The organism is Paenibacillus sp. FSL K6-1096, from assembly GCF_037977055.1.
Taxonomy (GTDB): Bacteria; Bacillota; Bacilli; order Paenibacillales; family Paenibacillaceae; genus Paenibacillus_AQ.
Window position 1 is genome coordinate 1,238,670 of the sequence record NZ_CP150274.1, and the last position, 14,120, is coordinate 1,252,789.

Annotated in this window: 18 protein-coding genes; 1 reads left to right on the forward strand and 17 read right to left on the reverse strand. The window is 56.4% G+C overall.

What is annotated here, in order from left to right:
- Positions 1-3: 3 nt before the first annotated feature.
- From folD to MHI24_RS05745, 16 genes are all read right to left on the reverse strand, one after another.
- Positions 4-861, reverse strand: a complete 858-nt coding sequence (gene folD, locus MHI24_RS05670; protein WP_340024600.1) for a bifunctional methylenetetrahydrofolate dehydrogenase/methenyltetrahydrofolate cyclohydrolase FolD — start codon at positions 859-861, stop codon at positions 4-6.
- A gap of 56 nt (positions 862-917) precedes the next feature.
- Positions 918-1,367 (reverse strand): transcription antitermination factor NusB, encoded by a 450-nt coding sequence (gene nusB / locus MHI24_RS05675; protein ID WP_238650187.1) that lies wholly within the window; start codon positions 1,365-1,367, stop codon positions 918-920.
- Between the two features lie 237 nt (positions 1,368-1,604).
- Positions 1,605-1,838, reverse strand: coding sequence for a DUF2273 domain-containing protein (locus MHI24_RS05680; protein ID WP_340024601.1), 234 nt, complete (start codon positions 1,836-1,838; stop codon positions 1,605-1,607).
- A gap of 15 nt (positions 1,839-1,853) precedes the next feature.
- Positions 1,854-2,393: an alkaline shock response membrane anchor protein AmaP gene (gene amaP / locus MHI24_RS05685; RefSeq protein ID WP_340024602.1), complete on the reverse strand. Its 540-nt coding sequence runs from the start codon at positions 2,391-2,393 to the stop codon at positions 1,854-1,856.
- A gap of 73 nt (positions 2,394-2,466) precedes the next feature.
- Entirely contained in the window at positions 2,467-2,883 is a 417-nt protein-coding gene (locus tag MHI24_RS05690; RefSeq protein WP_340024603.1) for an Asp23/Gls24 family envelope stress response protein, read from the reverse strand.
- Positions 2,884-3,002: 119 nt separating this feature from the next.
- Entirely contained in the window at positions 3,003-4,346 is a 1,344-nt protein-coding gene (gene accC, locus MHI24_RS05695; RefSeq protein WP_340024604.1) for an acetyl-CoA carboxylase biotin carboxylase subunit, read from the reverse strand.
- 55 nt (positions 4,347-4,401) lie between these two features.
- Positions 4,402-4,911: an acetyl-CoA carboxylase biotin carboxyl carrier protein gene (gene accB, locus MHI24_RS05700; protein WP_340024605.1), complete on the reverse strand. Its 510-nt coding sequence runs from the start codon at positions 4,909-4,911 to the stop codon at positions 4,402-4,404.
- 271 nt (positions 4,912-5,182) lie between these two features.
- Positions 5,183-6,100: a SpoIIIAH-like family protein gene (locus tag MHI24_RS05705; protein ID WP_340024606.1), complete on the reverse strand. Its 918-nt coding sequence runs from the start codon at positions 6,098-6,100 to the stop codon at positions 5,183-5,185.
- 97 nt (positions 6,101-6,197) lie between these two features.
- Positions 6,198-6,830 (reverse strand): stage III sporulation protein AG, encoded by a 633-nt coding sequence (spoIIIAG, locus tag MHI24_RS05710; RefSeq protein WP_340024607.1) that lies wholly within the window; start codon positions 6,828-6,830, stop codon positions 6,198-6,200.
- Positions 6,831-6,848: 18 nt separating this feature from the next.
- Complete coding sequence (gene spoIIIAF / locus MHI24_RS05715; RefSeq protein ID WP_340024608.1) at positions 6,849-7,652, reverse strand: stage III sporulation protein AF; 804 nt, start codon at positions 7,650-7,652, stop codon at positions 6,849-6,851.
- Between the two features lie 50 nt (positions 7,653-7,702).
- Positions 7,703-8,953, reverse strand: coding sequence for a stage III sporulation protein AE (spoIIIAE, locus tag MHI24_RS05720; protein ID WP_340024609.1), 1,251 nt, complete (start codon positions 8,951-8,953; stop codon positions 7,703-7,705).
- A 47-nt stretch (positions 8,954-9,000) separates the two neighbouring features.
- Positions 9,001-9,390, reverse strand: a complete 390-nt coding sequence (gene spoIIIAD, locus MHI24_RS05725) for a stage III sporulation protein AD (RefSeq protein ID WP_340024610.1) — start codon at positions 9,388-9,390, stop codon at positions 9,001-9,003.
- A 9-nt stretch (positions 9,391-9,399) separates the two neighbouring features.
- Positions 9,400-9,603: a stage III sporulation protein AC gene (gene spoIIIAC, locus MHI24_RS05730; RefSeq protein ID WP_020426549.1), complete on the reverse strand. Its 204-nt coding sequence runs from the start codon at positions 9,601-9,603 to the stop codon at positions 9,400-9,402.
- Positions 9,604-9,616: 13 nt separating this feature from the next.
- Positions 9,617-10,135 carry a stage III sporulation protein SpoIIIAB gene (gene spoIIIAB / locus MHI24_RS05735; RefSeq protein WP_340024611.1) on the reverse strand — a complete coding sequence of 173 codons (519 nt, stop codon included), beginning with the start codon at positions 10,133-10,135 and terminating at the stop codon, positions 9,617-9,619.
- Positions 10,128-11,132, reverse strand: coding sequence for a stage III sporulation protein AA (gene spoIIIAA, locus MHI24_RS05740; RefSeq protein WP_340024612.1), 1,005 nt, complete (start codon positions 11,130-11,132; stop codon positions 10,128-10,130). The genes spoIIIAB and spoIIIAA overlap by 8 nt, the downstream gene beginning before the upstream one ends.
- Positions 11,133-11,214: 82 nt before the next feature.
- Positions 11,215-11,457 (reverse strand): YqhV family protein, encoded by a 243-nt coding sequence (locus tag MHI24_RS05745; RefSeq protein WP_340026608.1) that lies wholly within the window; start codon positions 11,455-11,457, stop codon positions 11,215-11,217.
- A 348-nt stretch (positions 11,458-11,805) separates the two neighbouring features.
- Between MHI24_RS05745 and MHI24_RS05750 the strand changes: the two genes are divergently transcribed.
- Entirely contained in the window at positions 11,806-12,672 is an 867-nt protein-coding gene (locus tag MHI24_RS05750; protein WP_340024613.1) for a YitT family protein, read from the forward strand.
- 110 nt (positions 12,673-12,782) lie between these two features.
- On the opposite strand, the gene MHI24_RS05755 is transcribed toward MHI24_RS05750, so the two are convergent.
- Positions 12,783-14,036, reverse strand: a complete 1,254-nt coding sequence (locus tag MHI24_RS05755; protein WP_340024614.1) for an aspartate kinase — start codon at positions 14,034-14,036, stop codon at positions 12,783-12,785.
- Positions 14,037-14,120: the final 84 nt, after the last annotated feature.

The window sequence follows — 14,120 nt, forward strand, 5'->3', positions numbered from 1 at the left end:
GTCCTATTCCAGACCGTGCAGGCGTTTGGCTGCGGTCAGCGTGTTGCTCATCAGCATGGTGATGGTCATTGGTCCGACGCCGCCCGGCACCGGTGTAATATGCCCGGCGACTTCGCGGGCGCTCTCATAATCCACGTCCCCGGCCAGCTTGCCGGTGTCCAGACGGTTCATGCCGACATCGATCACCACCGCACCCGGCTTCACGAAGGAAGCATCGATGAAGTTGGCGCGGCCGATCGCCACGACCAGGATATCCGCCTGGCGGCAGAGCTCAGCCATATTCGCTGTGCGGGAATGGCACATGGTCACGGTCGCATTCTCCCGCTGCAGCAGCAGGGAGACCGGCTTGCCGACAATGTTGCTGCGGCCGATGACCACCGCATGCTTGCCGGAGATTTCAGTGCCGGTCCGCTTGATCAGCTCAATCACCCCGGCAGGTGTGCAAGGGAGCAGGCTGTCATCGCCGATTACGAGGTTCCCCACATTGACCGGGTGGAAGCCGTCCACATCCTTCTCCACTGCGATGGCGTCAATAACCGCCTTCTCCTCAATATGCTTCGGAAGCGGCAATTGCACCAGGATACCGTCAATGTCCTTACGGCTGTTAAGCTCGGCGACCAGCGCCAGCAGCTCCGCCTGGGTGGTAGCAGCATCCAGCCGGTGCACCTCCGAGTGGAAGCCCAGCTCGATACAGGATTTCTCCTTGTTGCGCACATAGACCTGGGAAGCCGGATCTTCGCCGACCAGAACGACAGCCAGACCGGGCTTCACGCCGCGCTCCGCAAGCTCTGCAACCTCCCGGGCAATTCCCTTCCGAATGTCGTCCGATACCTGTTTACCGCTGATAACCGCTGCTGTCATGTAAGTCTCTCCCCTTTGGTCTATTTAAGTGTATCTGAAAAATGTAATGCTCAATTTTACCGTTCTGCTCTAAGCTTGTCCACATCCTGAATCAGCTTGCCGAGGACGCCGTTCACGAATTTGCCCGAATCCTCTGTGCCGAAATGCTTCGCCAGATCAATCGCTTCATTTACCGCAACCTTGGCCGGCACATCGCTGGCGAAGATCATCTCGAAGGTGGCCAGGCGCAGAATCTGACGGTCGACGCGCGACAGGCGGCTCATCTGCCAGCCCTTGAGATAATGCTCCAGCATATCGTCGATCGCCATTTTGTGCTCCCATACTCCGTTTACATGCTCCACCACATAAGTCTTCAGCTCATGCTCATCGGTAATCACACGCTCGGTTTCATTCTCGTCCGCCGCCTCTTCAATCAGCATATCGACCGCCTCGGTCACCTCAACATCGTTCATTTCCATCTGGTACAGGCTTTGGACAATAATCTCTCTCGCTAAACGTCTTTTCATTTGGTTCCTCCTACGAACATTCATTCATTCTTGTAATGGTGTTACATGCTTAATTCTTATCCTACCCAGGCCGCAAAATAACCCCACAAAGTGGGGCTTTAGCGCAGGTGATTACTCAGGTACTTTGCGGGGACCCCAAACATATAAATTCTATCAAAAAACCGCGCAGCCTCTCTTCCGCAGGTCAGCAACTCAAAGTAACGGGTTCCAGGCTTCCGGGAGAAAGACTATCGCGGTTCATTTGAAGGGACGCCAGCGCCCGGACAGCCGCTCGATCAGCTCCTGCCACTGAAACAGGGGAGCCTGCGCGGTATCCTTGCGTTTGCCAAGCGTATATCCGATGAACACTACCAGTGCAAAGAACAGCATATCCCAAAACCCGCTAATCAGATAAATCAATCCGAGAAAGACACCGAAGGCCACTCCGGTAATTCTACCCCCGTGACTTTCCCATATTGCTCTCCAGGACATAAGGGAAACTCACCTCTATTCCACTCGACTTTTGAAGCTTGGCGACTGTGTAAGATTCGCGATGTACACAGACACATCTGCAACCGGAATTCCGGTTGTCTCCTGCACGAAGTCATGCACATTACGCTGCACCTCAGTCGTCAGCAGAGGCAGGGAATGCTCCCCGTCGACGACGGCACGGATCATAATCTCAAGACCCGCCTGCGAGACGCGGATGCGCGACTTCAGGTCACGGATGCCCTTCACTTTGCCCGCCGCCTTAAGGCTCAGGTTCTCAATGGTCTCCATCGAGATCTGAATATCCCCGTATTCCGTGCGCTGGTCCACTGAAGGCAGGGAAGCACGGTCGCGGCGCAGGGAGATGTAGAAGAAGCGGATGCTGAGCAGGAACAGAATAACCGCTACAGTGATCGAAGCGATATAGACCGCCGGTCCGTCCTGAAGCTCATACTCATCAGGGATCACACCGCTCAAGAGGAGGATGGCTATAACAGATAGTATTCCAATACTTAAGCTGTAGAGGAACAGCAGAAGCCTGTCCAGAATTTTGGCCACGAGTCTCACAACCTCCTATAAAGTAAGGTAAACCCTCGACGTACTGTCGGGGGTTTATGGGGGGAAGAACGCTTTACTTCACGCGGGTAACCGCTTCAGTATCCTCGCTCTTGTCAACGCTGGTATTGCTCTTGAACTGCACATCGTGAATATGCACGTTCACTTCCACAACGGTCAGACCTGTCATGGTCTCGATGGAACGCTTGACATTGCGCTGGATCTCGCCAGCCACTTCAGGAAGACGGTTGCCGTACTCAATGATCACGGACACATCGACTGCCGCCTCGCGCTGGCCCACCTCAACCTTAACTCCCTTGGACAAGTTCTTGCGTCCCAGCAGCTCTACGATTCCGCCGGCGAAACCGCCGCTCATTCCGGCTACTCCTTTGACCTCCACGGTCGCCAAACCGGCGATCACCTCGATCACCTCAGGAGCGATCTGGATCTCACCGATTTCGGTACGTTCATATTCTGTCGGCAATGTACTCATTTCGGACTTCACACCTTTCCAGCAAAAAGATAATTTGGGCGCTTCAAGCGGACAGCACGTCTCTTATTAAACATACTATATCATTTGGCGAACTTTATGACAAACGATGGGAAGCCGTCCTAAATTTCATATTCCTCCAGGAACTTAATATCGAAATTCCCGTCCAGAAAAACCGGATGCTCCAGCAGCTTCTGGTGGAAAGGAATGGTGGTATGTATGCCCTCCACAGCAAATTCGGCCAGGGCACGCTTCATCTTCGCAATCGCTTCCTCACGCGTCGGCGCCCAGACAATCAGCTTGGCAATCATCGAGTCATAGAAAGGGGAAATCGTATAGCCCGGATAAGCTCCGCTGTCGACACGCACGCCAAGGCCGCCCGGAGGCAGATAGAAGCCGATTTTGCCGGGTGAAGGCATGAAATTGCGCTCAGGGTCCTCCGCGTTAATGCGGCATTCAATGGACCAGCCGTTGATGACGATATCGTCCTGGGTGAAGGACAACGGATTGCCTTCGGCCACAGAGATCATTTCCTTGATCAGATCCACCCCGGTGACCATCTCTGTTACCGGATGCTCAACCTGAATACGGGTATTCATCTCCATGAAATAGAATTTCCCGTCAGGACCCAGCAGGAATTCCAGTGTACCGGCGCCCGAGTAATTGACAGCCAGGGCCGCCCGCACTGCCGCCTGGCCCATGGCCTCACGGATCTCAGGAGTCAGAACCGCACAAGGCGCTTCCTCAACCAGCTTCTGGCGGCGGCGCTGCACCGAGCAGTCGCGTTCGCCAAGATGGACCACATTGCCGTGATTATCGGCGATAATCTGAATCTCCACATGCTTCATGCCGGTCAGGAATTTCTCCAGATATACCCCGGCGTTGCCAAAGGCCTTCTGCGCCTCCTGCTGGGCGGCGGTAATCTGCTTCACCAGCGACTCTTCATCCTCGGCAATGCGGATGCCCTTGCCTCCGCCGCCTGCGGTGGCCTTGACGATAATCGGATACCCGATATCCCGGCCCAGCATCACCGCTTCCTCGATGTCGCCGACCAGCCCGTCCGAGCCCGGAATAATCGGAACGCCGGCCATCTTCATGGTCTCTTTGGCTACCGCCTTGTCGCCCATCCGTGTAATCGCATCCGGGGACGGTCCGATGAAGGTAATATTGCAGGATGCACAAATCTCGGCGAAGTCGGCATTCTCGGCCAGGAAGCCGTAGCCGGGATGAATGGCATCACAGTCGGTCAGCGTAGCCACACTCATAATATTGGTAAAATTCAAGTAGCTGTCCTTGGCGGGCATCGGTCCGATGCAGTAGGCCTCGTCAGCCAGGCGGACATGCAGGGAGTCCCGGTCCGGCTCCGAATAGACGGCCACTGTGGAAATACCCAGCTCGCGGCAGGCCCTGATAATGCGGACCGCAATCTCACCGCGGTTGGCAATCAACACTTTTTGAATGTTCATGCGTTTCCTCCCGTAGTTTAGCGAAGCTTGCAAGCTCCTCATGATTCTCGCGTCATTAATCCGCTCTTACCAGGAACAGCGGCTGGCCGTATTCCACCAGCTGGCCGTTCTCGGCCAGGACAGAGACGATCTCGCCCTTCACTTCCGCTTCCAGCTCATTCATCAGCTTCATCGCCTCGATGATGCAGACGGTGGATTTCTCAGTCACCCGGTCGCCGACCTTGACGAACGACGGGGAATCCGGCGAAGCGGCACTGTAGAAGGTCCCTACCATCGGCGAGACAATTTTATGTAGCGTGCCGTCTGCGGACGGGGCTTGCTGCTGCGCTGCTGCAGGTGCTTCACTGGCAACCGGAGGGGCTGCTACCTGCGGGCTAAGCGGCTGCGGGGCTGGCGTAAAGGGGTAGGCATAAGGAGTCGCCTGAATTGCCGCCGCATCAGCTTCAGGGCGGTCCGGTTTGCGGATAGCCAGCTTCATGCCTTCGCTTTCAATCTCCAGCTCGTGTACGGAGGAGGTCTGGTCCAGCAATTTAATCAATTCCTTAATCTCGCTTAATTTGAACATTGAATAGTTCACTCCTTCAGCTTTCTCTCGAAGCCATTATAAACGCAGCTTGGACAGGGGGCTTCGCTTCCATCCGTCCGGCAATTCTGTAATCCGGTCCGGCCGGACCGCGGGAACCGCTGTCCGTGTAACCGCTGCCTCGTAATCTTCTTCTCATGCTTTCCGATAACTTTATGTATTATATCACAAACGCTAGAAATGGAAAGAGCCCGGGACATGCCCGGGCTTTTTCGGCATTTTATTCGGTTTTCCATGCTTTTATGCAGGATGTTTACTGCTCCGAGACATATTGAACCTTGATTTTGTCCTGGGTGATGCTGAGTTCCTTCATTACAAAATCCACGATACCGACCGCCTGCTTCACATCCAGCTTGTCGCTGAGCACAACGACGGTATAGGCATCTCCCGCTTCCTCTTTCACAATGGCTTCCCCGTATTGCTGCTGAAGCTTCTCTTCAATTCCGGTAATCTTCGATTCCTTCTCCTCCAGCTTGTTCAGCTGCTCCTGGGCAGCGGCACTCTCAGCCGGTGTCTTATCCATATCATTGATCAGCGCCAGCAGATCATTGTGGTCCTTCAGATTCTTCTGCTCGCGTTCGTACAGATAATTGGTGAACAGGCTGCTGGCCGAGACGCTCTGCGAAGCGACTTCGTCCAGAATGGCTGCATCATCCTTCTCCGGGGTCTTGGCAGCCGAGGCCGATGCATCCTTGCTCTGTGCTGCGTCCTTGGTGTCTGCGGAATCCTTGGTTCCCTTTGTATCTTTGGTATCTTTGGTATCCTTGGTATCCTTGGTATCTTTGGTATCTTTGGTGTCCTTGGTGTCCTTGGTGTCCTTGCTCTTGTCGTCCGCAGCGGCAGCGCTGCTGTCATCTGTCACTGCCGGAGTAGTGCTGTCGTCGTTCACAGCTGCCGTTGCTGCTTCATCTTTGGTGGTCTTACTGCTCTCATCTACAGTTCCTGCCGCGATTCCTTTGTCTGTGCTGACTTCCTTGATGACCAGGCCGCTGTCCAGCGTAGTGGATGTGCCGCCGCCTGTGCCGTCCTTCACCGTGTCCACCTGGATGCTGCCTGCTGTTTCCTTGGGAATGGAAGTCCCGGTATCTTCCGTGAACAGATAATACGCGGAGAGCACGACCATCAAACTGAGCATCGATACCAGCCAAATCGTTTGTCTTTTGCCCTTCATTGTTTATTCCTCCTATAATTTTGTTGCCAGCCCTTTTGTCATGTGCTTCGTACAAGCCTCGCATTTTAAGCATATGCCGGACTTGCCTGCCTCATGACTATTCCTGCTTGCGCGGGACAACAGAAATCCGGTAGCCTGGTACATTGAGCCCTTTCTCTACCGCCTGCTCGATCAGGCTGCGCACCACCTTGTTCTCGGCCCCCTTGGCTACAATCAGCACACCGCGCACCTGCGGCTTGATCCGCTTGGTAATAATCGGGGTCTCGTCGCCGGACTGGCTGTAAGTCACTATTTCGCCGTCCCGGGTGTATTGTGTGGTATGGCGCTTTCCGCCGCTGGCATCGGTTTCTTCACTCTGCTGCTGGGAATCATTCATATTGCGCTGCACGACAATCTCCTCGGTAGAATCTACGGTGACCATAATATCCACAGTACCGACACCGACGATCTTCTCCAGAATCTCCTTCGTCCGGTTCTCCATCGCCTGTTCAATACTTGCAAAAGAATTCGCGTTCGCCGGCTCCTGCTGCAGAACCGTCTGCGCGGTTCCGCCAGCCGGCGGTTCCCGCCCCGTATTCTCGTTGTCCAGCTTCTTCACATTCACGAAGGAGTTGAACAGCATAATCGCCACTCCCAGCAGCCCGAGGATGATTAGCCAGCGGAAGGTGTGGCTGCGCTTCGGGCTGCCGCCTCCGGCCCACTGCTCCAGCTTGTTCAGCCATTTGCCCATTGATGTCCCTCCTTCATCTTATGATTTCACGGTATCTTCCCCGGCGCTCTGCACCTTGATCTGACCGGGGTCCAGATTCCAGTTCTGCTCCAGCAGCCTGATAATACTGCCCGCTTCGGCTTCAGCCTCAGCAGTCTGCTGCGTCTCCCCGCCCCGGCTGTTGGCCCCGGCCGGTACGGACTCTGCATTGCCTGGTGAAGCCTCCGGGGCTGAAGCATCCCCGCCACTGCCCTCCAGGCTGACCTGAACGGGCTTCACCGGTTCGATGTGAATTGCACTGCCCTCCGTTCCAGTCCCGGCCGCAGCGCCCGCTGCACTGCCCCCTGAGCCGCTCTCCTGCGCAGGAAGCGATACGGTAACCGAGGAGATCTGCGGCACCTCTTCGCCCAGCGGGGCCTCGGGGTTCTTCCCCATCCCCAGCGCCACCGTAACCTTCACTCCCTTGACGCCGGTGCTGCCGGCAATCTGGTCACGCATCTGCCCGGCAATCTCCTCGGCGGCGAGCTTCAGGCTCTGCTCGCGGGCTCCGGCCGCCAGTCTCCGGCCGTCCGCCAGAATCTGGTCCAGCGACTCCCCGCCCTTCCCTTTGCCGCCTGCGTCCCAGCCGCTTTTCTCCTGCTGCCGGACTGCCGCGCTCAGCTCCCTGCTGGCATCGCCCTTCAGCAGCGAGATCAGCGGGCTGAGCATCGCCAGCAGAATCAGCAGGCTGAGGACCAGCCTGGCGTAGCGTTCCATCGATTTGCTGGGCAGCAGCATCTCCACGAACGCCGCCATCAGCACTACCAGAATCAGCTCATGAAGCCAATTGCCAAGCCAGGCCATGGCGCACCTCCTTGAATGTTATCCAGCGGTGAACCCGGCGGCAGGATGCCTCACCGCATCATCACCGTGACATTGCCTGCCGTCAGCATAATCGTCACCGCCAGGAAGAACATTAGCGACACGGCTGCCAGGGCGGCGAAGACGTAGATCATGCTTTTGCCGATCGTCTGCAGGCAGGTTACAATCGGTGTCTCGCCCAGCGGCTGCATGACAGCGGCAGCCACATTGTAGATCAGGGCGAGAATCAGAATTTTGATCGCCGGGAACGCGCACAGGAAGAGAATAATGATGACCCCCGAGAGCCCGATGGCGTTCTTCACCAGCAGCGAAGCCGAGATGACCGTGTCCGTGGCATCCGCGAACATTTTGCCGATCACCGGTACGAAATTGCCTGTAATATATTTAGCCGCCCGTATGGTCACCCCGTCCGTCACCGAGCTTGTAATTCCCCGGACCGAGATTACGCCGAGAAAAACAGTCAGCAGCACGCCCAGCAGTCCGGCCCCGATATTGCGCAGCAGGTTGGCGAGCTGGGTCAGCTTGTATTTCTCCGACATGGCGCTCACCAGATGCAGCACCGCCGAGAAGAACAGCAGCGGGAAGACCAGCGTATGAATCAGCGTGCCTACGGTATGGATCATGAACACAATCAGCGGATGGGTGACCGACACCGTGACGATATTGCCCATCGAAGCCAGCAGCGCGAACAGCAGCGGAATCATGGCCATCATGAAATCGATCATCCGGTCAATGGCATCCTTGGCGTAGCCGATGGCGATGTTGAAGCTGTTGACGGCGATGACCAGCACCACCATGTAGCAGAGCATATAAGCGATTTTACTGACCGATTTCCGTTCAAAAGCCGTCTGCAGCGTCTCCAGAATCATGCTCAGCACGCTGATCATTACAATTGTCACCAGCAGCTTGCCGTTATACAGCACCTCATGCCACATGAAGTTCGTCAGTCCGCGCAGCACGCTCTTGAAGCTTAGGCCCTGGTCTCCCGGCAGCAGCATATCCATCAGCGAAGGTGTCTTACTGTCCGGAAAAAATCCGCCGTACTCCTTCATCAGCTGGTCCCAGTAAGACTCCACCTTGTCCTTCGGCAGATTCTGCACCTGCCCCTTCACCCACTGGTCCACGGGAGACGTTGAGCCGCCAGCCCCGCCTGAGCCTTGCCCTCCCTGATCCGGATCAGCCCTCACCGGGCCCGCAGCCGTCAGAATCAGAAGCAGGAGCAGCAGAACGGACAGCAGCAGCCTGCGGCCTTCCGGCGGACGAAACACACTGCGCTTCTGCATTCTCCCTCACCCCTGTTCTCCCCGGTCTTGTCTGCATTAACGCCGCCTTAGGCTGGCAGCAGCTTCATCACTGTTTCGATAATGATGCTGATAATCGGCACGGCGAGTACCATAATCAGCACCTTGCCGGCCAGCTCGATTTTGGAGGCGATGGATTCCTGTCCGGCATCCCGCACAATCTGCGCCCCGAACTCCGCAATGTAGGAGATGCCGATGATCTTGAACACAGTCTTGATGTGGATCATTTCCATCCCGGAGGATTCCGCGACCCGCTCCAGCGTGCCGAGAATCATGCCGATCTTGCCGATCAGGAACAGGAAGATCAGGATGCCGGCCGCCGTAGTGAGCAGGAAGGCGAACACCGGCTTTTGTTCCTTCAGCACGAGGATGAGGACGGTTGACAAGATGCCGATTCCTACAATTTGAATGATTTCCATAACATCAGCCTATTGAAAAAGAAAGATCGTTTTGATTTCCTGAAGCAGTCCATCCAGCATCCGGATGACCATGAACAGCACGATGATGAAGCCGACTATCGTTACCCAGTGGGCGATGTCCTCTTTGCCCATCTGCTTAAGCACCGTGTGGATCATGGCGATAATGATGCCGATGCCGGCAATCTGAAAGATCGCGTTGACTTCAATATTCATTCCTGGCACCTCGCTAAAAGATCAAAATGACGATCAATGCTCCAAGCAGCAGACCCAGGCTTTTGCTCACCTTCTCATATTTGCCCTGATCTTCTCTGGCCGCTGTCTCCTCCTGCTTCAATTGCTGCAATGCCAGAGCAATATGCGTGCTCTGATTCGGCCGGTCGCTCGTCCCGAGCGTGCAGCTGAGCTGCCGCATAATCTCCCGCTCATTGCCTTTCAGCGAAGCGCTGCCGAAATGCGCCTCCATTGCGCGCTGCACCGCTTCCTCGGCACTGCGGTTATGCGGCGGGCTCATCTCCTCCGCCGCCGTGAGGAAGAAGGCTCTCAGCGGCTCCTTCGTCTGCTGCCCTATCCGGTGCAGCGCCTCCGGCAGCGGGGTGTAGCCGTACAGAATCTCGGTCTCCAGCCGCTGCAGCGCAGCGATCAGGCCCCGCAGATGCCGCGGGCGGTCGGCATACTGGGCAGCGCGCTTGAAGCCGGCCAGCGTGCCGGCCAGGATAATAAGTACCGCTCCCAGCAGCTTAAGCATGTCCGCCACCGCCCGCTCCTGCCTGCATGTCCGGTGAGACCAGCAGCATCGCCCGCTTCTGCGCATCCAGAATCCGGAAGGACATGCCGGTCTCCGCGCGGTGCAGAATGACATACCGCTCGAACATCCGCTGCTCCAGCAGACCGCCCAGCCCCGGCCGCCGGGCCAGCTCGGACACTTCTTTGCCGTGTGCGGAGGCAATCACCGAGATGCCTGCATGAAGCGCCTCGGTCACGGCTTCCGCGTCCTCCATGCGGCCAATCTCGTCGGCTACCAACACCTCGGGGGAGAGCGAGCGGATCATCATCATCATGCCCTCGGCCTTGGGGCAGCCGTCCAGCACATCCGTCCGCGGCCCCACATCGAAGGCGGGAATGCCCCGGCGGCTGCCGGCAATCTCGGAGCGTTCATCGACGATGCCGACCTTCAGCCCCGGCCGGGCACCCTCCCGGGTGCGCCCTCCGGCCGAGATCTGCCGGGCCAGGTCGCGCAGCAGCGTCGTCTTGCCATGCTGCGGCGGCGACAGAATCAGCGTATGCATGATCCGCTGCCGCCCGCGGTCGAGCAGATATGGCAGCACACCGTCAGCAACGCCGTGAACCTCACGGGCAATCCGCACATTGAAGCCGGTAATGTCGCGCAGATGCTCCACGCCGCCTCCGCTTAACACCGTGCGGCCGCAGAGGCCGATCCGGTGACCGCCGGGGATCGTGATGAAGCCCTTGCGCAGCTCCTCCTCCATCGTATAGAGCGAGTGGTTGCTGATAAGGTCCAGCAGCCGGTGCGCATCCTCCCGGTCCGGCTTGTAGGCTTCGCCGGGAAGCTGGGTCAGGCTGCCGCCAGCCCCGACAAAATGATATTTTCCGGAATAGTTAATCTCCAGCGGGCGTCCCTCGCGGACACGGACCTCCTCCAACTTGTCCAGAAGCGCAGCGGGGAGGCCGCCGAGCAGCGCCCTGATCCTTTCGGGAAACAACAATAGCCAATCCTTCGCCATGCCAAGTACCCCCAAGCTGTCCTCTACTAATTTGCTTTATTCCATATTTATGCTTGTACCTGATCTTTATGCCTATCATCTATCATTTCTTCAGAATCCCGAATAAGAGAAACGCCACCCCGCAGCCGATCCAGCCCAGCTTGCCCCAGGACAGCTGCTCTGCCATCCCTGTCAGGCCGACAGCCGTTGTCAGGATGAGAATCGTCGGCCCCACCAGTGCCAGCCCGGAATTCACAGCGAGGGCCTTGTCCACCTGGTTCAGCCTCAGCATAATCAGGGCCGCTGCAATCTCCACACTGCCGGAGAGAAACCGCAGCGCAGCCATCCAGCTTACATACTTGTCCAAACCTCTCAACTCCCTTATTCGTTCTATGGAACATAGACCTATGGAACCTCCTGTCAATGAAACAAGCTGTTATCCATGGATATGCGCAAGAAGACTACTTTAGACAAGAAGAAATCAAGGAGCTGCGCAGAGATTTCAGAGGGTGTGAAAGAAGTCATAGTACCAGCCTCTATAAAAAAATATCATCGGTATGATAAAATTATTTTTGCGCGAGTGAAAGAAGGATTTGTGGAAATAGAAGCGCGGATTGCGGGAGAAACTAAGCCTCCCAGAGGACAACCGGAGAGACAGCATCTAAAGACATCGGACAAAGAGGGGATCATAGTCATGCAGGTTCGTAATTTCGTAGTACCGCTTGTGTCAGGAACAGTAGCCAGACAGGTGAAGGAGGTTGCTATTATTATTTTTTCAGCTTTTCTGGTAGCGGCAGGGCTGCGCCTGTTCCTGATTCCGCATCAGCTGCTCAGCGGCGGCGTGGCGGGAACGGCCTCCATCATCGGATACTTAACGCATCCCAAGTATATTTCTCTGTATTATTTCGCCATTAATCTGCCTATCCTGATCTGGGGCTTCATCGCCGTAGGCAAAAAATATATCTGCTACAGCATGTTATCCGTCCTGTCCACCACCTGGTTCCTGACGATCATCCCGGTGGTGAAGCTGACCAAGGACCCGATTCTGGCGAGCATTTTCGGCGGGGTTATCATTGCCGGGGGTGTGGGCTTCTCGCTGCGGGCAGGCGGCTCCTCGGGCGGGTTCGATATTCTTGGCTCGATTATTACGCGTAAGCGGGATATTCCGATTGGCACGGTGCTGTTCGTCTTGGACGGGATTGTCATCTTAAGTCTGGGCTTCTTCAAAAGCTGGGATTCCGCGCTCTACGCCATGCTCTGTATCTTCGTCAAAAGCCGGGTCGTGGACATGATCCACATCCGCCATGTGAAGCTGACCTGCTTCATCGTCACGAAGGAGCGGGAGAAGATGCTGGCCCGGCTGACCAGTCTGCCCCACGGGGTTACTGTGGTCAATGCGGAGGGCGGGTACAGCCATGAAGGCAACACGATGCTGATGACCGTCACCACCCGCTACGAGTTGGCTGATCTGCGCAAGACCATCCTGGAGACCGATCCGAAGTCATTCGTGAACGTGCTGGAGACCGTTGAGATTATGGGCCGGTTCCGGCGGTTAAGCTGACCGTAGAGGCTGTTGCGCGGTGCCGCCAGACATGAAACAGGGACGTCCCTCAGCCTGATGCTGATGAGACGTCCCTGTTTTTTTGTTATTTTGGAGGGAAAATCTATAGTCTAACGGCGGTCCTGCGGTCCGCCAACGAAGGCTTGCTCTTGTGTATCCAGGTTGTATGCTGTGTGCAGCGCCTGAATAATCTGCTGGAGGTTGCCGGCTTCGATGACACAGGACACTTTGATCTCGGAGGTGCTGACCATCTTGATGCTTACGCCCTGATTCGAGATCACCTCGAACATCTGCGCCGCTACCCCCGGATGGCTGACCATGCCTGCGCCGACAATCGACACCTTGACCAGGTTATCTTCAGAGGTCACTTCACGGTACGGCAGCTCGCTGCGCATGCCTTCAATGACCTGTGTGGCCTTCTGCAGATCTCCCAGCCCGACCGTGAACGAGAAGTCTGCCTTCTCATTCTGCACGCCACTCTGGACGATAATATCGACGTCTACGCCCTCTTCCGCCAGCTTGCCGAAGACCTGGGCGAGTACCCCCGGTACATCGGGAACCCCCAGAATACTAATCCGCGCCACGTTCTTGTCATAGGCGATTCCGCTAACCACTACACCCTGCTCCATGCTTGCTTCCTCCTTCACAACAGTACCTTCATTATGGTTAAAGCTCGATCTTACGACCAGCTTCACTTGATATCGCTTCGCATATTCCACCGCACGCGGATGCAGCACCGCTGCCCCGAGGTTCGCCAGCTCCAGCATCTCGTCATACGAGATTTCCTTCAGCTTGCGGGCGGTCTTTACGATACGCGGATCGGTAGAGTAGATTCCGTCTACATCCGTGTAGATCTCGCAGACATCCGCCTTGATCGCCGCAGCCAGCGCAACGGCTGTTGTATCCGAGCCTCCGCGGCCCAGCGTGGTGATCTCGCCGTCCAGCGTCATTCCCTGGAATCCGGCGACAATGACAATCTGGTCGCGCTCCAGCGACTCCAGAACACGGCGCGGCACAATCTCACTGATCCGTGCGCGGCCATGGGTCTCATCGGTACGGAATCCGGCCTGCCAGCCGGTATAGGAGACGGCATTGCGGCCGATCCCGTGCAGAGCGATGGACAGCAGGGCTACAGAGATCTGTTCCCCCGTAGTCATCAGCATATCCATCTCGCGTGCCGGAGGCTGCCCGTTCAGCTCTTTCGCCTGATCGATCAGGTCATCTGTAGTATCGCCCATCGCCGACACCACGACAACGCAGCGGTGGCCTTCATCCTGCTTGGCCGCGATACGCCCCGCGACACGCTTCATGCGTTCAATGTCGCCAACGGAGCTGCCCCCGAATTTCATGACATAAAGTGACAAAGTTCCATTCACTCCCTATTTCGCTCTAAGTAGTAGCTCAAATTTTGATTAACGCTTTAACACAGTATAATACGAAAATCATCA